Origin of the sequence: Streptomyces sp. NPDC052301 (genome assembly GCF_044593395.1) — a bacterium.
Lineage (GTDB): Bacteria > Actinomycetota > Actinomycetes > Streptomycetales > Streptomycetaceae > Streptomyces.
This window is the reverse complement of record NZ_JBIUBE010000010.1, coordinates 271,907-290,076: the sequence shown is the minus strand read 5'-3', so window position 1 is coordinate 290,076 and position 18,170 is coordinate 271,907. Positions and strand designations below refer to the sequence as shown.

Sequence of the window (18,170 nt, the reverse complement as noted above, 5' to 3'; positions counted from 1 at the left end):
CGGTTACATTCCGAACCCGGAAGCTAAGCCTCACAGCGCCGATGGTACTGCAGGGGGGACCCTGTGGGAGAGTAGGACGCCGCCGAACAATCTTTCAAAAAGGTCGGATCCTGAACTTCGGTTCGGGGTCCGGCCTTTTTCTGTTGTGCGTAACGTGTCGTTCACGTTGCGCGCCCAGCATCCATGACATGGGAACTGCAGCAATGCTCAGGGCCGCCGGCGTCGGAGTCGGTGACGAAGTCGTCGTACCGGCCTTCGGGAACATCGAGGTCGCCGAGGCCGTGACCCTGGTGGGCGCGCTCCCGGTGTTCGCCGACATAGACCCGGTGACGTACTGCCTCGAGCCGGGCGCGGTCGAGGCGGCCATAACGTCCCGCACCGCGGCGGTCGTTGTGGTGCATCGCTTCGGACGGCGGGCCGACATCGGGCGGTTGCACGCGCTCGGGCAGCGGCACGAGCTGCTGGTGCTGGAGCAGGGCGAGTCCGAGGCGCCGTACGACGAGATAGCCCAGCGCAGGGAGCGGGCCGCGTATCTCGACGCCAAACTCAAGGGCGTACGGACGCCCGACGGGGGCGACGGGCACACCTATCAGCAGTACGTCGTGCGGGTGCCCGGGAACGGCCGGCCGGACCGGGACGCCTTCGCACGAGCCCTGCGTGCCAAGGGAGTCGACTGCCGGGTGCCCGTGAAGACGCCCGTGCACCGGCTGCCGGAGTTCCGGCGGTGTGTGTCGTTGCCGGAGACCGAGCTGGCCGCCGACGAGACGCTCACGCTGCCCGTGGACGCGGCGCTCACCAAGCGCGAGATGCAGCGGATAGTGTCGGCCTGCAACGCCCTTGGCGGCCTGCTGCAGCCCGCCTTCTGAACGGGTCCCGAACGAGTTTGGGAAAGCGGGCCTGTTCGGGGTACAGTTTCTTCGTCGCCGCGAGGGAAACCTCGAAAGGGACAGGCCCCTATAGCTCAGTCGGCAGAGCGTCTCCATGGTAAGGAGAAGGTCAACGGTTCGATTCCGTTTGGGGGCTCCAGAAAAAAGGCCCCACCCTTCCGGGTGGGGCCTTTTCGTGCTTTCTCATGCTTCCTTGTGGATTCCCGGGACCCGCATCGCCAGGATCGCCATGTCGTCCGACGGGGCGTCCGACGCGAAGCGCTCGACCGCGCGCATGATGCGGGCCGCGACCGCGCCCGCCGTCAGGCCCGTGCAGGTGGTGAGGACGTCGGCGAGGCCGTCGTCGCCCAGCATCCGCGTGCCCTCACGGCGCTCGGTGACGCCGTCCGTGACACAGAGGAGCACGTCACCCGGGTCGAGGGTGACGTGCTCCTCGTACAGTTCGAGGTCCTCGATGACACCGAGCAGGGGCTGCGGCTCGGCCGCGGCCACCACGGTGCCGTTCTGCCGCAGGCGCAGCGGGAGCGGGTGGCCGGCGCAGACGACCTTGAGCTCGGCGCTGCCGTCCTCCTGCGGGCGCATCTCGCCGTACAGGAGCGTCAGGAAGCGGCTGCGGTCGCCCTCGTCGAGGATGGCGGAGTTCAGGCGCTGCAGTACCGCCGGGCCGCTCAGCCCCTCGCGGGCCAGCAGGCGCAGGGCGTGCCGCGCGAGACCGGTGACCGCCGCCGCGTTGGGGCCGGTGCCGCAGACGTCGCCGATGGCGAAGCCGTAGGCGCCGTTGCCGATGGGGAAGAGGTCGTAGAAGTCGCCGCCCACCTCGTTGCCCTCGCCGGCCGCGCGGTAGATGACCTCGACCTCGACGCCCTCGATGTGCGGGGTGTCGGGCGGGAGCAGGCTGCGCTGGAGGGCCTGGCTGATGGCCGTGCGCTCCGAGTACAGGCGGGCGTTGTCCAGGGCGAGGGCGGCTCGGCGTGACAAGTCCTCGGCCAGTTCCAGGATCTCCTGGCGGAAGTGTTCGTCGGTGGGCTTGCCGAGGACGAGCATGCCGATGACGCGGTTGCGGGCCACGAGCGGCAGAACCACCGTCTCGCCGCCCACCGCGGAGGCCGTGGCCAGGGTCGGTCCGATGCTCGACGAGATCTGGTGGGTGGGGCCGCCGGACAGCCCGAGGCTGCGCATGGAGCTGCGCAGGGCCGCCTGGTGGGCGACCTCGCCGGGGACGGTCCAGACGCGGGCGCCGGGGGTCGGTACCGGATCCGGCGGGGCGATCTTCGACAGCAGGGACTTGATGCCGTCGATGAGTTCCTCGTCCTCGTGCAGGACGTACGAGAGATAGGGGTCCGAGGCCTGGTCGGCGATCGTGTAGACGGCACACCAGGTGGCCAGGGTCGGGACCGTCATCTGGGCCATCAGGGCCAGCGTCTGGTCGCGGTCCAGGGTGCCGGCCAGCAGGTCGGAGGCCTCGACGAGGAAGCTCAGGGAGCCGCGGCGCAGCCGCTCCAGCTCGCCGAGGCGGGCCGACTCGACGGCCAGGGCGATGCGGTCGGCGGCGAACTGCAGGCGCAGCGCCTCCTCGTTCGAGTACCTGCCCGGTGCCTCGGCCGCGACGCCGAGGGAGCCGGTGAGGCGGCCCTCGACCTTCAGCGGCACGGTGACCACCGAGCGCATGCCGGTCCCGCTGAGCAGGGGTACGGCCCCGGGGACGGCGGCGAGGTCGTCGTGGACGGCGGGCATGCGCGCGGAGCCGTACCGGCCGGGGCCCGCCTCCACGGGCACGCGCGCGAAGCGCTGGCGGGCGGAGGGCAGGCCGGTGGAGGCGCGGACCTCCAGTTCCGTCTCGTCGTCGGTGGCCAGCAGCAGGAACGCGGAGTCGCCGTCGAGCATGTCGCGGGCGCGCTCCACCGTGCGCTGCAGCAGGCCGTCGAGGTCGTCCGGCGCCGGGGAGCCGATGAACACCTCGAAGGGGTCTGTGTTCTGCCCGTCGGCCGACGAAGTCTGGTCGGTGGCCGGGACGCGGGAGGGCGACTGCAGGACGGCGCGCTCGTGGTCGCGGACCAGGAGGCAGACGGTGGACGGCTCGCCGCCGGTGTCGCGGACCCTGAGGTGGGAGGCGTACACCCGGGTCACCCGGCCGTCGGCGCCGCGGATGCCGTAGCTGCCCTCCCAGCGGGAGAGCTGGAGCGCCTCGGCGACGCCGGTGCTGGTGCCGGGGGTGTGGGGCCACGCCGCCAGTTCGGTGAGGGGCCTGCCGATGACTTCGGCGGCGGAGTAGCCGAAGAGTTCCTCGGCGTCCTCGTTCCAGGCGTTGACGGCGCCCTTCCGGTCGATCTGGAGGACGGCGACGCGGACCCGGCCGTCGGCCAGCGGGAGCAGGTCGGCGGGCAGGGAGGGGCCGGCGGTGCGGGTGCCGACCGGTCGTTCGGGGAGGTTGAGCTGGAACCAGACGTTCTTGTGGGTGGGCGTGTAGTCGACGCCCCAGCGGGTGGCCAGGGCCGCGCACAGCTGGAGTCCGCGGCCGCCCTCGCGGTCGGGGTTGCCCATGGTCGCGGCGGCGTGCTGGAGGGGGACCTCGCGCTCGGGGTAGCGGTCGGAGACCTCGATGCGCACGCCGTCCTCGGTGCGCAGGCACAGCACGTCCGCGTGGGTGCCCGCGTGGACGACCGCGTTGGTCACGAGTTCGCTGGTGAGGACGACGGCGTCGTCGATGATGTCGGCGAAGCCCCAGCCCTGGAGGGTGTCGCGGACGAACGACCGGGCCGTCGCGACCGATCGCCCGACGGGTTCGAAGGTGGCGGCCGCGCGCGCGGTGATCACAGAACTCCTCGACCGGTTGTCGACGTGCAGGGCTGCGGGGCCGGCCGGCTCGCGCCGCTGCTGCGGCATCAGCTCGCCGGTCGGCTGTGGCTCCGGGGGCTGTCCCCCGGGGATGACTCCGGTGGTCATGGTCTGCGGCCGCCCCTCCGATGCCCGCTCGTTCTCGTGCCACCGCCCAGGCCGGTCGGACCGGTGCGGCTGGACAGCCGCATGCAAGGTTACTTACCTTCGCCGTCCGCGCGGATGCCGGTCGCCGGTGTTTACCCCCCAGGGTGTGCGGACGATGTGCGAAGCTGCCGAACTGTTATGGCCTGGTTCGGGCAGAGTGAAACACTGGGCAAGCTTCTGATGAAGGTCGGGTCGGGCTGCGTGCATTCCGTGCACGGCGGGCAGCAGCCCCTGGTGTGGCCGGATCTCGTCTGGCAGAAATACGCAGCAGTAACTGGTACGCCGAAGTATCCGGTATGCCGATGACCGGCACGCCGGGCCGAAGCGGCCGAGCACAGCAGTAACGGTCTACCCCTCCGGGAGGGACACAGTGGAGTCTGGCGCGGCGACGCGTGGCACGAAGGCGCGCGCGAAAGGCGGACCGTCCCTGGGCAGGCGCGGTACCACCACCGAGGTGGACACCGCTGCCCTGAACCGGCTGCTGGCGGCTCTCGTCTCGATGCGTGACGGGAACTTCCGCAAGCGGCTCACCGTCTCCGGGGACGGTGTGATGTCGGAGATCGCGGCCGTCTTCAACGAGGTGGCCGACCGGAATCTGCATCTCACCGGTGAGCTGTCCCGGGTGCGGCGCATGGTGGGCCGTGAGGGAAAGCTCACGGAGCGGCTGGACACGGGGGCCTGTGAGGGCTCCTGGGCGTCCGCGATCGATGCCTCCAACGCGCTGGTCGACGACCTGGTCTGGCCGGTCTCGGAGGTCGGCCGGGTGCTGACGGCGGTCGCGGAGGGCGACCTGTCGCCGCGGATGGAGCTGCGGACGCAGGCGCAGGACGACGGCACCGGGCATCCGCTGCGGGGCGAGTTCCTGAAGGTCGGCCGTACCGTCAACAACCTGGTCGACCAGCTCTCGACGTTCACGGACGAGGTCACGCGCGTGGCCAGCGAGGTCGGTACCGAGGGCAAGCTCGGCGGGCAGGCCCGGGTGCGCGGTATGTCCGGTTCGTGGAAGGACCTGACCGAGTCCGTCAACACGATGGCGGACCGGCTGACGGCCCAGGTGCGGGACATCGCACTGGTGACCACGGCAGTCGCCAAGGGTGACCTGTCCCGCAAGGTGACCGTCCATGTCGCCGGCGAGATGCTGGAGCTGAAGAACACCGTCAACACGATGGTGGACCAGCTGTCGGCCTTCTCCTCCGAGGTGACGCGGGTGGCCCGGGAGGTGGGCACGGAAGGCATCCTCGGCGGGCGGGCGCAGGTGCCCGAGGTGGCCGGCGTGTGGAAGGAGCTGACCGACTCCGTCAACACGATGGCGGGCAACCTGACCGCGCAGGTCCGCGGGATCTCGCAGGTCACGACGGCTGTGGCCAACGGTGATCTGTCGCAGAAGGTGACGGTTCCCGCGCGCGGCGAGGTCGCGCAGCTCGCCGAGACGATCAACCAAATGACCGAGACGCTGCGGATCTTCGCGGACGAGGTCACGCGGGTCGCGGACGAGGTCGGCGAGGAGGGGCGGCTCGGCGGTCAGGCGAACGTGCCCGGCGCCGCCGGTACGTGGAAGGACCTGACGGACTCCGTCAACACGGTGTTCCGGAACCTGACCACGCAGGTACGGGACATCGCCACGGTGACGACCGCCGTGGCCAGCGGTGATCTGTCGCAGAAGGTCACGGTCGACGTGGCCGGCGAGATGCTGGAGCTGAAGAACACCGTCAACGGGATGGTGGACCAGCTGTCGGCGTTCGGTGCCGAGGTGACGCGGGTCGCCCGGGAGATCGGTGTCGAGGGTGAGCTGGGTGGTCAGGCGCAGGTGCCCGGCGCTGCCGGTGCCTGGAAGGACCTGACCGATTCCGTCAACACTGCGTTCCGCAACCTCACCGGGCAGGTGCGCAACATCGCCCAGGTGACCACGGCGGTGGCCAACGGCGACCTGTCCCAGAAGGTCACCGTGGACGTCTCCGGCGAGATGCTCCAGCTGAAGAACACCGTGAACACGATGGTGGACCAGCTGTCGAGCTTCGCCGACCAGGTGACGCGGATGGCCAGGGACGTGGGTACGGAGGGCCGGCTCGGCGGTCAGGCCCGTGTGGACGGCGTGTCGGGCACCTGGAAGGAGCTGACGGATTCCGTCAACTTCATGGCCGGCAACCTGACCTCCCAGGTGCGGCAGATCGCCCAGGTGACGACGGCTGTGGCGCGCGGTGACCTGTCGCAGAAGATCGACGTCGACGCGCGCGGCGAGATCCTCGAGCTGAAGAACACGATCAACACGATGGTCGACCAGCTGTCCGCCTTCGCGGACCAGGTGACCCGGGTCGCCCGTGACGTGGGTACCGAGGGCCGGCTCGGCGGTCAGGCGCAGGTGCCCGGTGTCGCCGGTGTGTGGCGGGACCTGACCGACTCCGTGAACGGCATGGCGGGCAACCTGACGGCCCAGGTGCGCAACATCGCGCAGGTCGCCACCGCCGTGGCGCGCGGTGACCTCTCCCAGAAGATCACCGTGGACGCGCGCGGGGAGATCCTGGAGCTGAAGAACACCCTGAACACGATGGTGGACCAGCTGTCGTCGTTCGCCCAGGAGGTCACGCGGGTGGCCCGTGAGGTGGGCACGGAGGGCATCCTCGGCGGTCAGGCCGAGGTGCAGGGTGTCTCCGGCACCTGGAAGGACCTCACGCAGTCCGTGAACTTCATGGCGAACAACCTGACGATCCAGGTGCGCAACATCGCCGAGGTCACGACGGCGGTCGCCAAGGGTGACCTGTCGAAGAAGATCACTGTCGACGCGAAGGGCGAGATCCTCGAGCTGGTCACGACGGTCAACACGATGGTCGACCAGCTGTCCAGCTTCGCCGAGCAGGTGACCCGGGTGGCCCGTGAGGTGGGTACCGAGGGCATCCTGGGCGGCCAGGCGCACGTGCCGGGCGTCACCGGCATCTGGAAGGACCTCAGCAACAACGTCAACCTGATGGCCAACAACCTGACGATGCAGGTGCGGAACATCTCCCAGGTGGCCGCGGCCGTCGCCAACGGAGATCTGACGCGGCAGGTGACGATCGAGGCGAGCGGTGAGGTGGCGCAGCTCGCCGACACCATCAACACGATGGTGAAGACGCTGAGTTCGTTCGCCGACCAGGTCACCAAGGTGGCCCGCGAGGTGGGTACGGACGGCATCCTGGGCGGTCAGGCGCATGTGCCGGGTGTCGCCGGCACCTGGAAGGACCTGACCGAGTCCGTGAACCAGATGGCCTCCAACCTGACCGGCCAGGTGCGCAACATCGCCATGGTCACCACGGCCATCGCCAAGGGCGACCTGACGAAGAAGATCGACATCGACGCCCGCGGTGAGATCCTCGAGCTGAAGACGACGATCAACACCATGGTCGACCAGCTGTCCAGCTTCGCCGAGGAGGTCACGCGTGTGGCCCGTGAGGTGGGCACCGAGGGGCAGCTCGGCGGTCAGGCACGCGTGCGTGACGTCGACGGCACCTGGCGGGACCTGACGGAGTCGGTGAACGAGATGGCCGGGAACCTGACCCGGCAGGTGCGTGCCATCGCGCGCGTGGCGACCGCGGTGACCCGTGGCGACCTGAACCTGAAGATCGACGTGGACGCGTCCGGCGAGATCCAGGAGCTGCAGGACTACATCAACAAGATGATCGCCAACCTGCGCGACACCACGATCGCCAACAAGGAGCAGGACTGGCTCAAGGGCAACCTGGCGCGCATCTCGGCTCTGATGCAGGGCCGCCGGGACCTGGAGGACGTGGCCTCGCTGATCATGAGCGAGCTGACGCCGGTCGTGTCGGCGCAGCACGGCGCGTTCTTCCTGGCGATGCCGCTCATGGACGGCAACGACGCCGGTGCCGGCGAGGAGAACTACGAGCTGCGGATGCTGGGCTCGTACGGCTACTCGATGGGCTCGATGCCGACGTCGTTCCGGCCCGGTGAGGCGCTGGTGGGCACGGCCGCCGAGGAGAGGCGCGCGATCCTCGTGGAGAACGCGCCCAGCGGCTACCTGAAGATCTCCTCGGGGCTCGGGGAGGCTCCGCCGGCGCAGGTGATCGTGCTGCCGGTGCTGTTCGAGGGCACGGTGCTCGGCGTGATCGAGCTGGCCTCCTTCACGCCGTTCACGCAGATCCAGAAGGACTTCCTCAACCAGATCGCCGAGATGATCGCGACGAGCGTCAACACCATCTCGGTCAACACCAAGACCGAGCTGCTGCTCAAGCAGTCGCAGGAACTGACCGAGCAACTGCGGGAGCGTTCGGAGGAGTTGGAGAACCGGCAGAAGGCGCTGCAGGCCTCCAACGCGGAACTGGAGGAGAAGGCCGAGCTGCTGGCCCGGCAGAACCGCGACATCGAGGTGAAGAACACCGAGATCGAGGAGGCCCGGCAGGTCCTGGAGGAGCGGGCCGAGCAGCTCGCGGTGTCGATGCGCTACAAGAGCGAGTTCCTGGCCAACATGTCGCACGAGCTGCGCACCCCGCTGAACTCGCTGCTGATTCTGGCCAAGCTGCTCGCCGACAACGCCGAGGGCAACCTCTCGCCGAAGCAGGTGGAGTTCGCCGAGACCATCCACGGCGCGGGCTCCGACCTGCTGCAGCTGATCAACGACATCCTCGACCTGTCGAAGGTCGAGGCGGGCAAGATGGACGTCTCCCCGACGCGGATCGCGCTCGTCCAGCTCGTGGACTACGTCGAGGCCACCTTCCGGCCGCTGACCGCGGAGAAGGGCCTGGACCTGTCCGTACGGGTGTCCCCGGAGCTGCCCGCGACCCTGCACACCGACGAGCAGCGGCTGCTGCAGGTGCTGCGCAACCTGCTGTCCAACGCCGTGAAGTTCACCGACTCCGGATCGGTGGAGCTGGTGATCCGGCCGGCCGGCGCGAACGTGCCGCAGAAGATCCGGGAGCAGCTGCTGGAGGCCGGTTCGCTGACCGATCCGGACGGCGAGCTGATCGCGTTCTCGGTGACGGACACCGGCATCGGTATCGCGGCCAGCAAGATGCGGGTCATCTTCGAGGCGTTCAAGCAGGCGGACGGCACGACCAGCCGCAAGTACGGCGGCACCGGCCTCGGCCTGTCGATCTCGCGGGAGATCGCCCAGCTGCTCGGCGGTGAGATCCACGCACAGAGCGAACCGGGCCGCGGCTCGACGTTCACGCTGTATCTGCCGCTGCACCCGAGCGAGCTGCCGCCGCAGGGCTACCAGCAGTCGGTGCCCCCGCTTGAAGCCGGCGAGCTGGTCGCCTCGCAGGCGGAGCAGTCCTCGGAGCTGTCCGCCGTGGAGATCGAGACCCCGGCTGAGGTGAAGTCGTACCGGGAGACGCAGAACGGTCCCGCGGCGCTCTTCCGGCGCCGTCGCCGGGGCCTGCCGCAGGGCGAGCAGCGGACCGAGCAGTGGACGGTGGTGCCGGAGCAGGAGAGCGCGCCGCAGTCCGCGCGCGGGGTGCGCTTCGGTGGCCAGAAGGTGCTGATCGTCGACGACGACATCCGTAATGTGTTCGCGCTGACCAGCGTGCTGGAGCAGCACGGGCTGTCGGTGCTGTACGCGGAGAACGGCCGCGAGGGCATCGAGGTCCTGGAACAGCACGACGACGTGGCGGTCGTCCTGATGGACATCATGATGCCCGAGATGGACGGGTACGCGACGACCACGGCGATCCGCAGGATGCCGCAGTTCGCGGGGCTGCCCATCATCGCGCTGACGGCGAAGGCGATGAAGGGCGACCGGGAGAAGGCGATCGAGTCGGGTGCCTCCGACTACGTCACCAAGCCGGTCGACCCGGACCATCTGCTGGCGGTGATGCAGCAGTGGATGGGCGGAAAGTGACGGGATCCGCCGACCGGGATGTGAACACCGCGGGAACCTGCGGGGTGTGCGGGGAGTTGCCTGCTTAAGGTGGCTGTCAACGTATGGGAACGCGGGATTCCGGGAACCATCCGGGCTCGTCCCGCGTTTCCGTTACGTGCACAGTGACATCGCGGTGACAGGGTGTGGCGACAGGCGGGGTGCGGCTACGATGACCGGCACAAGGACGGGCGGCGAAACGGAGTCGTCCCCTGGGGCGGCGCCCGGTGTACCGCCGGGGCGAGGAGGGCGGGCCATGGTGCAGAAGGCCAAGATCCTCCTGGTCGATGACCGGCCGGAGAATCTGCTGGCGCTGGAGGCGATCCTCTCTGCGCTCGATCAGACGCTGGTACGGGCATCGTCCGGGGAGGAAGCGCTCAAGGCACTGCTCACGGACGATTTCGCGGTCATTCTGCTGGACGTCCAGATGCCGGGCATGGACGGGTTCGAGACGGCCGCGCACATCAAGCGGCGGGAGCGGACCCGGGACATCCCGATCATCTTCCTCACGGCGATCAACCACGGCCCGCACCACACCTTCCGGGGTTACGCGGCGGGGGCGGTGGACTACATCTCCAAGCCGTTCGACCCGTGGGTGCTGCGCGCGAAGGTCTCGGTGTTCGTCGAGCTGTACATGAAGAACTGCCAGCTGCGGGAGCAGGCGGCACTCCTGCGGCTGCAGTTGGAGGGCGGCAACAAGGGCGCGGTCGGCGGCAAGGAGTCGGCGGGGCTGCTCGCCGAGCTGTCCGCGCGGCTCGCGGCCGTCGAGGAGCAGGCCGAGGCGCTGTCCAAGCAGCTGGACGACGACTCCGCGGACGCTGCCGCGGTGGCCACGGCGGCCCATCTGGAGCGCAAACTCACCGGGTTGCGCCGCGCGCTCGACGCGCTGGAGCCGGGTGCAGGCCCGGGCGGCTCGCCGGTGCCGTCCCAGAACTGACACGGGACGGGACCACAGTTGCCCATGAGCCCGCGTCAGTTCTGCGCCTCGGCAAGGGCGACACGAACGGGTGAAGCTGTGGGCACGCGTGTCCGCTGTCGTCTCCACCGGTAATCTCACACCTATGGCCTCACGTCCCTCCGCAGCCAAGAAGCAGCCCGCCAAGAAGGCGGCCGCTCCCGCGAAGGCTCCGGCGAGGGCGGCCGTAGCGAAGAAGGCCCCGGCCAAGAAGGTCCCGGCCAAGAAGGCGCCCGCGAAGAAAGCGGTGAAGAGGTCCGCGCCCCCGAAGCCGGCGCCGAGCCCGACCGGGGGCCTGTACCGGCTCGTGCGCGCCCTCTGGCTCGGCCTGGCGCACGCCGTCGGCGCCGTCTTCCGCGGCATAGGGCAGGGCGCCAGGAACCTGGACCCGGCCCACCGCAAGGACGGCGTGGCGCTGCTGCTGTTCGGTATCGCGCTGATCGTCGCGGCCGGCACCTGGGCCGACCTGAAGGGCCCCGTCGGCGATCTGGTGGAGATCCTGGTCACCGGTGCCTTCGGCCGGCTCGACCTGCTGGTGCCGATACTGCTCGCGGTGATCGCCGTACGGTTCATCCGGCACCCGGAGCAGCCGGAGGCCAACGGCCGGATCGTGATCGGCCTGTCCGCGCTCCTGATCGGCGTGCTCGGCCAGGTCCACATCGCCTGCGGCTCACCCGCACGCAGCGACGGCATGCAGGCCATAAGGGACGCCGGCGGCCTCATCGGCTGGGCGGCGGCGACCCCGCTGACGTACGCCATGACCGAGGTGCTCGCCGTACCCCTGCTGGTGCTGCTGACCGTCTTCGGTCTGCTCGTGGTCACCGCCACCCCGGTCAACGCCATCCCGCAGCGGCTGCGGATGCTCGGCGTACGCCTGGGGGTGCTGCACGACCACGAGGCGGAGGAGTTCCCCGAGGACGACGCGCGCTACGACGAGCAGTGGCGCGAGGCGCTGCCCGCGCGCCCCCGGAAGCGCTCGAGCGCCCCCCAGTCGTACGACCCGGCCAGCGCCGAGGAGGAGGCGCTCTCGCAGCGCCGAGGCCGCCCCCGGCGCTCCGCGGTGCCCCAGCCGGATCTGCAGCGCCAGATGGACGCCGTGGACGTGGCGGCGGCAGCCGCCGCCGCGCTCGACGGTGCCGTCCTGCACGGCATGCCGCCGTCCCCGCTCGTCGCCGACCTCACCCAGGGCGTCAGCGTCGGTGACCGGGAGGACACCACCCCGGTGCCCGTGCCCCAGCCCGAGCCGGCTCCCGCTCCCTCCCCGGTCCCGGCAGCGCGCCCCAAACAGGAGAAGCTCGTCGGCGGCAGCGTCCCCGACCTCACCAAGAAGGCCCCCGAGGAGCCCCGCGACCTGCCCGCGCGCGCGGAGCAGCTCCAGCTCTCCGGTGACATCACCTATGCGCTGCCGTCGCTCGACCTGCTCACGCGCGGCGGACCCGGCAAGGCGCGCAGCGCCGCCAACGACGCGGTCGTGGCCTCGCTCACCCAGGTCTTCACCGAGTTCAAGGTCGACGCGGCCGTCACCGGGTTCACCCGCGGCCCGACGGTCACCCGCTACGAGGTCGAGCTGGGCCCCGCCGTGAAGGTCGAGCGGATCACCGCGCTGACCAAGAACATCGCGTACGCGGTCGCCAGTCCGGACGTGCGGATCATCAGTCCCATCCCCGGCAAGTCCGCGGTGGGCATCGAGATCCCCAACACCGACCGCGAGATGGTCAACCTCGGCGACGTCCTGCGCCTCGCGGAGTCCGCCGAGGACGACGACCCGATGCTGGTCGCCTTCGGCAAGGACGTCGAGGGCGGGTACGTGATGCACTCGCTGGCGAAGATGCCGCACATGCTGGTCGCCGGTGCGACGGGCTCCGGCAAGTCGTCCTGCATCAACTGTCTGATCACCTCGGTCATGATGCGGGCGACCCCGGAGGACGTCCGGATGATCCTGGTCGACCCCAAGCGGGTCGAGCTGACCGCCTACGAGGGCATCCCGCACCTGATCACGCCGATCATCACCAACCCCAAGCGGGCCGCCGAGGCGCTGCAGTGGGTCGTCCGCGAGATGGACCTCCGGTACGACGACCTCGCCGCGTACGGCTACCGGCACATCGACGACTTCAACCGCGCCGTCCGCGAGGGCAAGGTCAAACCGCCGGAGGGCAGCGAGCGGGAGCTGCAGCCCTACCCGTACCTGCTGGTGATCGTCGACGAACTCGCCGACCTGATGATGGTCGCCCCGCGGGACGTCGAGGACGCGATCGTGCGCATCACGCAGCTCGCGCGCGCAGCCGGCATCCACCTGGTGCTCGCCACCCAGCGCCCGTCGGTCGACGTGGTCACCGGTCTGATCAAGGCCAACGTGCCCTCCCGGCTGGCCTTCGCCACCTCCTCGCTCGCCGACTCCCGGGTCATCCTCGACCAGCCCGGCGCCGAGAAGCTGATCGGCAAGGGTGACGGCCTCTTCCTGCCGATGGGCGCGAACAAGCCGACCCGTATGCAGGGCGCGTTCGTGACCGAGGACGAGGTCGCGGTCGTCGTCCAGCACTGCAAGGACCAGATGGCGCCGGTCTTCCGGGACGACGTCACCGTGGGCACCAAGCAGAAGAAGGAGATCGACGAGGACATCGGCGACGACCTCGACCTGTTGTGCCAGGCGGCCGAGCTGGTCGTCTCCACGCAGTTCGGGTCGACCTCCATGCTGCAGCGCAAGCTGCGCGTCGGTTTCGCCAAGGCCGGGCGCCTCATGGACCTCATGGAGTCCCGCAACGTCGTGGGGCCCAGCGAGGGGTCCAAGGCGCGGGACGTTCTGGTGAAACCCGACGAACTGGACGGCGTGCTCGCGATGATTCGAGGGGAATCCGAGGGATAGTACTAAGAGCCGTCCGGTGGGCGCGCGTTGCGCCGGGCGGTGCCTCGTCGTGATCCACCCGTTAGAGAGCGGCGAGCAACCGTTTCCCTTTGCCGTACGTCAAGTTGAGCGAGAGGACAGGTAGGCCTCCCGATCCTGGGTAACAGCCTGTCCAGCCCTCGGAGTGTCCGGCCATTCCGATGGCGTACAAAGTACGACCGCCCGGTTGCCCCACCCTTTCGTACCCCCCCTAGACTGAGCTTCCAGCACAGGTGGCTACACGCTCGAAAGGCGCCCCCGTGTCCATCGGCAACTCCCCTGAAGACGAGCGTCCCTTCCAAGACGAGTCCCAGGAAACCCGTACCTCCGTGGGCCGTGCCCTCCAGCAGGCGCGGATCGCAGCCGGGCTCACCGTGGACGACGTCAGCAGCGCCACTCGTGTCCGCATCGCCATCGTGCACGCCATCGAGGCGGACGACTTCGCGCCATGTGGCGGCGACGTGTACGCACGCGGGCACATCCGCACGCTGGCCAAGGCCGTCCACCTCGACCCCGGGCCGCTGATCTCCCAGTATGAAGCCGAGCACGGCGGCCGTCCCGCACCCACTCCGGCAGCACCTCTGTTCGAGGCCGAGCGGATCCGTCCTGAGCGGCGCGGTCCGAACTGGACCGCGGCGATGGTCGCCGCGATCGTCGTCGTGATCGGCTTCGTCGGGTTCACCGCGTTCAAGAGCGGCGGCACCGGCAGCGACGCGAAGTCGTCCGTCGCCGAGGGCTCCACACCCGCCACCAGCAAGCCGGCCTCGCCCACGCCCACGAAGGACAAGCCCGCCGCGCCGACCGGCGAGCCCTCCGACAGCGCCATCGCCGCGGCCCCCCAGGACAAGGTGACCGTTCAGGTCAGCGCCCCGAACGGGCGCAGCTGGATCTCGGCCAAGGACCACAACGGCCGCATGCTCTTCGACGGCCTGCTGAAGAAGGGCGACTCCAAGACCTTCCAGGACAGCACCAAGATCAACCTGATCCTCGGTGACGCCGGTGCGATCGAGCTCTACGTCAACGGCAAGAAGATCGACGACAACTTCCGGCCGGGCGCGGTGCAGCGCCTGACCTACACCAAGGGCGACCCGGTCGCGGGCTGACGGCTCCCGGGCGGGGCACCGGTGTGACGGGGTCGGCCAAGATCGGCCAACCCCGTCGACGTGGGCTGTCGGTGAGACGAAGTAGTCTTGAGCCCATGCCTGAACGCCGTACCGTCGCACTCGTCACTCTTGGCTGCGCTCGTAACGAGGTGGACTCCGAAGAGCTCGCAGGCCGTTTGGAGGCGGACGGCTGGCAGCTCGTCGAGGACGCCGCGGACGCCGATGTCGCCGTGGTCAACACCTGCGGCTTCGTCGAAGCCGCGAAGAAGGACTCCGTCGACGCCCTCCTCGAGGCCAACGATCTCAAGGACCACGGGAGAACCCAGGCCGTCGTGGCGGTGGGCTGCATGGCCGAGCGGTACGGCAAGGAGCTGGCCGAGGCACTGCCCGAGGCCGACGGGGTGCTCGGCTTCGACGACTACGCCGACATCTCCGACCGCCTGCAGACCATCCTGTCCGGCGGCATCCACGCCGCCCACACCCCGCGCGACCGGCGCAAGCTGCTGCCGATCAGCCCGGCCGAACGGCAGGAGACGGCCGCGTCCGTCGCGCTGCCCGGCCACGGCCCGGCCGACCTCCCGGAGGGCGTCGCGCCCGCCTCCGGCCCCCGCGCGCCCCTGCGCCGCCGGCTGGACGGCGCCCCGGTGGCCTCGGTCAAGCTCGCCTCGGGCTGCGACCGGCGCTGCTCCTTCTGCGCCATCCCGTCCTTCCGCGGCTCCTTCATCTCCCGCCGGCCGAGCGACGTGCTGAACGAGACCCGGTGGCTGGCCGAGCAGGGCGTGAAGGAGATCATGCTGGTCTCCGAGAACAACACCTCCTACGGCAAGGATCTGGGCGACATCCGCCTGCTGGAGTCGCTGCTGCCGGAGCTGGCCGAGGTCGACGGCCTCGAGCGGGTGCGCGTCAGCTACCTGCAGCCGGCCGAGATGCGCCCGGGGCTGATCGACGTACTGACCTCCACGCCGAAGGTCGCCCCCTACTTCGACCTGTCCTTCCAGCACTCCGCGCCCGGCGTGCTGCGCGCCATGCGCCGCTTCGGTGACACCGACCGCTTCCTGGAGCTGCTGGACACCATCCGCTCCAAGGCCCCCGAGGCCGGCGTGCGCTCCAACTTCATCGTCGGCTTCCCCGGCGAGAGCGAGGCGGACCTGGCCGAGCTGGAGCGCTTCCTGAACGGCGCCCGGCTGGACGCCATCGGTGTCTTCGGCTACTCCGACGAGGAGGGCACGGAGGCGGCGACGTACGACGACAAGCTCGACGAGGACGTCGTCGCCGAGCGTCTCGCCCAGATCTCCCGGCTGGCCGAGGAACTCGTCTCCCAGCGTGCCGAGGAGCGCGTCGGTGAATCCGTGCACGTCCTGGTGGAGTCCGTGGACGAGGAGGAGGGCGTTTACGGCCGCGCCGCGCACCAGGCGCCGGAGACGGACGGCCAGGTGCTCCTCACGAGCGGCGAAGGCCTCGCCGTCGGACGTATGGTCGAGGCGAAGGTGGTCGGTACGGAAGGTGTCGACCTGGTGGCCGAGCCGCTGACCGGCTCGCCCGCATGGAGCGAGGAGGCGGGCAGATGACCGGAGTCCCGGCATCCGCCGCGGGCGGCTCCTCCGGTGCGCACGGCGCGCCGGGTTCCGGCGCCGCTGCCGACGGTGTGGCGTCCGAGGTCTCCGGCTCCGCTCCTGCCCCTGGCTCCGACGGGACGGCCGACGCCAGGCCCGCGCGCGGCGGGAAGATCGCGGCCGCGGCGGTCAACCAGGCGAGCGTCTGGAACGTCGCCAATCTGCTGACGATGCTCCGGCTGGTCCTGGTGCCGGGCTTCGTGGCGCTGATGCTGGCGGACGGCGGCTATGACCCGGCCTGGCGCTCGCTGGCCTGGGCGGCCTTCGCCGTCGCCATGATCACCGACCTGTTCGACGGGCACCTGGCGCGCACCTACAACCTGGTCACGGACTTCGGAAAGATCGCCGACCCCATCGCCGACAAGGCGATCATGGGAGCGGCGCTCATCTGTCTGTCCGCCCTGGGCGATCTGCCGTGGTGGGTGACCGGCGTGATCCTCGGCCGGGAACTCGGCATCACGCTGCTGCGTTTTCTGGTCATCCGGTACGGCGTGATTCCCGCCAGCAGGGGCGGGAAGCTCAAGACCCTGACCCAGGGCGTGGCCGTCGGGATGTATGTCCTGGCGCTGACGGGGTGGCTGGCCACTCTGAGGTTCTGGGTGATGGCCGCGGCGGTCGTCCTCACCGTCGTGACCGGCCTCGACTACGTGAGACAGGCCATTGTGCTGCGTCGGCGGGGAATCGCCGAGCGTGCGGCGGCGTTGGAGGAGAAGGAAGCGTGAGCACTCAGGCCACCGAACTCGTGCGGCTACTGACGGTGAGCGGCGAGACCCTCGCTGTCGCCGAGTCGCTGACCGGTGGTCTGGTAGCGGCTGAGATCGCCGGGGTACCCGGAGCGTCCAAGGTGTTCCGGGGCTCGGTCACCGCCTACGCCACCGAGCTGAAGCACGAGCTGCTGGGCGTCGACGCCACCCTGCTGGAGCAGCGGGGAGCGGTGGATCCGCAGGTCGCGGTGCAGATGGCGGCCGGGGTGCGCAAGGCTCTGGGCGCCGACTGGGGCATCGCGACCACCGGGGTCGCAGGCCCCGATCCGCAGGACGGACAGCCCGTCGGGACGGTCTTCGTGGCCGTCGACGGACCGCTGACCGCCCGGCCGGGTTCTGCCGGTGGCGGAAAAGTCGAGGCGCTGCGGTTGAACGGCAGCCGTGCGGAAATTCGTATGGAGAGTGTACGGAGCGTACTCGCCCTGCTCCTGAAGGAGCTCGTGGGCGAACAGACTGGGAATGAGCGGGCACAGGATACGGAACGGAACGGGGGGTTTTGATGTTTGCAGCCCTGAGTGAACACGACATCGCTCCCCGCACGGCCGCGGCGCGAGGCGGTACGGTGGGGCGAGAAGGATGCGGCTACGCGGTCCGAGGAGGGAGCCACCGATGATTCTGCTCCGTCGCCTGCTGGGTGACGTGCTGCGTCGGCAGCGCCAACGCCAGGGCCGTACTCTGCGCGAAGTCTCCTCGTCCGCCCGAGTCTCACTCGGCTATCTCTCCGAGGTGGAGCGGGGGCAGAAGGAGGCTTCCTCCGAGCTGCTCTCCGCCATCTGCGACGCGCTGGACGTACGGATGTCGGAACTCATGCGAGAAGTGAGCGACGAGCTGGCGCTCGCCGAACTGGCCCAGTCCGCCGCGGTCGCCGAGCCCGTGCCCGCGTCGGTCCGTCCGATGCTGGGTTCCGTGTCGGTGACCGGTGTGCCACCGGAACGGGTGACCATCAAGGCGCCCGCGGAGGCGGTGGACGTGGTCGCCGCCTGAGGTTCGCGTACGCGGCCCAGCGACCCGATACGAGCGAGGCCCCGGTGGCCTCTCCAGGTAGACCTGGGGAGGCGGCCGGGGCCTCTGCCTTTTCCACCTCTCATGGACTGCGGACTGCAATACCCGTTATGGGTGCATTTGCCGTGTTCGGGT

Annotated in this window: 10 protein-coding genes, 1 tRNA gene and 1 rRNA gene; 11 read left to right on the top strand and 1 reads right to left on the bottom strand. The window is 69.7% G+C overall.

Annotated features, from left to right (window positions below):
• From rrf to ACIHEJ_RS27895, 3 genes are all read left to right on the top strand, one after another.
• Window positions 1-88, top strand: a 5S ribosomal RNA gene (gene rrf, locus ACIHEJ_RS27905); the annotation flags it as partial.
• A gap of 115 nt (window positions 89-203) precedes the next feature.
• Window positions 204-866, top strand: coding sequence for a DegT/DnrJ/EryC1/StrS family aminotransferase (locus ACIHEJ_RS27900; RefSeq protein ID WP_400139532.1), 663 nt, complete (start codon window positions 204-206; stop codon window positions 864-866).
• Window positions 867-950: 84 nt separating this feature from the next.
• Window positions 951-1,026: transfer RNA gene (locus tag ACIHEJ_RS27895), tRNA-Thr, on the top strand.
• Window positions 1,027-1,070: 44 nt separating this feature from the next.
• On the opposite strand, the gene ACIHEJ_RS27890 is transcribed toward ACIHEJ_RS27895, so the two are convergent.
• A complete protein-coding gene (locus ACIHEJ_RS27890) occupies window positions 1,071-3,830 on the bottom strand; it encodes a SpoIIE family protein phosphatase (RefSeq protein ID WP_400139514.1) in 2,760 nt (919 codons plus the stop codon).
• 409 nt (window positions 3,831-4,239) lie between these two features.
• On the opposite strand from ACIHEJ_RS27890, the gene ACIHEJ_RS27885 reads away from it, so the two are divergent.
• From ACIHEJ_RS27885 to ACIHEJ_RS27850, 8 genes are all read left to right on the top strand, one after another.
• Complete coding sequence (locus ACIHEJ_RS27885; protein ID WP_400139512.1) at window positions 4,240-9,699, top strand: HAMP domain-containing protein; 5,460 nt, start codon at window positions 4,240-4,242, stop codon at window positions 9,697-9,699.
• A 274-nt stretch (window positions 9,700-9,973) separates the two neighbouring features.
• Entirely contained in the window at window positions 9,974-10,654 is a 681-nt protein-coding gene (locus tag ACIHEJ_RS27880; protein WP_400139510.1) for a two-component system response regulator, read from the top strand.
• A 124-nt stretch (window positions 10,655-10,778) separates the two neighbouring features.
• Complete coding sequence (locus ACIHEJ_RS27875) at window positions 10,779-13,535, top strand: DNA translocase FtsK (protein ID WP_400139508.1); 2,757 nt, start codon at window positions 10,779-10,781, stop codon at window positions 13,533-13,535.
• A 278-nt stretch (window positions 13,536-13,813) separates the two neighbouring features.
• Window positions 13,814-14,656: a helix-turn-helix domain-containing protein gene (locus tag ACIHEJ_RS27870; protein WP_400139506.1), complete on the top strand. Its 843-nt coding sequence runs from the start codon at window positions 13,814-13,816 to the stop codon at window positions 14,654-14,656.
• Window positions 14,657-14,751: 95 nt separating this feature from the next.
• Entirely contained in the window at window positions 14,752-16,224 is a 1,473-nt protein-coding gene (gene rimO, locus ACIHEJ_RS27865; protein ID WP_400139504.1) for a 30S ribosomal protein S12 methylthiotransferase RimO, read from the top strand.
• On the top strand, window positions 16,221-16,991 hold the full coding sequence (gene pgsA / locus ACIHEJ_RS27860; RefSeq protein WP_400139502.1) for a CDP-diacylglycerol--glycerol-3-phosphate 3-phosphatidyltransferase: 771 nt from the start codon (window positions 16,221-16,223) through the stop codon (window positions 16,989-16,991). The genes rimO and pgsA overlap by 4 nt, the downstream gene beginning before the upstream one ends.
• A complete protein-coding gene (locus ACIHEJ_RS27855) occupies window positions 16,988-17,533 on the top strand; it encodes a CinA family protein (RefSeq protein ID WP_400139500.1) in 546 nt (181 codons plus the stop codon). Before pgsA ends, ACIHEJ_RS27855 begins: the two co-directional genes overlap by 4 nt.
• 109 nt (window positions 17,534-17,642) lie before the next feature.
• On the top strand, window positions 17,643-18,017 hold the full coding sequence (locus tag ACIHEJ_RS27850) for a helix-turn-helix domain-containing protein (protein ID WP_400139498.1): 375 nt from the start codon (window positions 17,643-17,645) through the stop codon (window positions 18,015-18,017).
• Window positions 18,018-18,170: the final 153 nt, after the last annotated feature.

Excerpts from the sequence above, each read along its gene's own strand:
- ACIHEJ_RS27880 (WP_400139510.1), top strand. The coding sequence starts at position 9,974 with ATGGTGCAGAAGGCCAAGATCCTCCTGGTCGATGACCGGCCGGAGAAT.
- rimO (WP_400139504.1), top strand. The coding sequence starts at position 14,752 with ATGCCTGAACGCCGTACCGTCGCACTCGTCACTCTTGGCTGCGCTCGT.
- ACIHEJ_RS27890 (WP_400139514.1), bottom strand. The coding sequence starts at position 3,830 with ATGACCACCGGAGTCATCCCCGGGGGACAGCCCCCGGAGCCACAGCCG.
- pgsA (WP_400139502.1), top strand. The coding sequence starts at position 16,221 with ATGACCGGAGTCCCGGCATCCGCCGCGGGCGGCTCCTCCGGTGCGCAC.
- ACIHEJ_RS27900 (WP_400139532.1), top strand. The coding sequence starts at position 204 with ATGCTCAGGGCCGCCGGCGTCGGAGTCGGTGACGAAGTCGTCGTACCG.
- ACIHEJ_RS27875 (WP_400139508.1), top strand. The coding sequence starts at position 10,779 with ATGGCCTCACGTCCCTCCGCAGCCAAGAAGCAGCCCGCCAAGAAGGCG.
- ACIHEJ_RS27850 (WP_400139498.1), top strand. The coding sequence starts at position 17,643 with ATGATTCTGCTCCGTCGCCTGCTGGGTGACGTGCTGCGTCGGCAGCGC.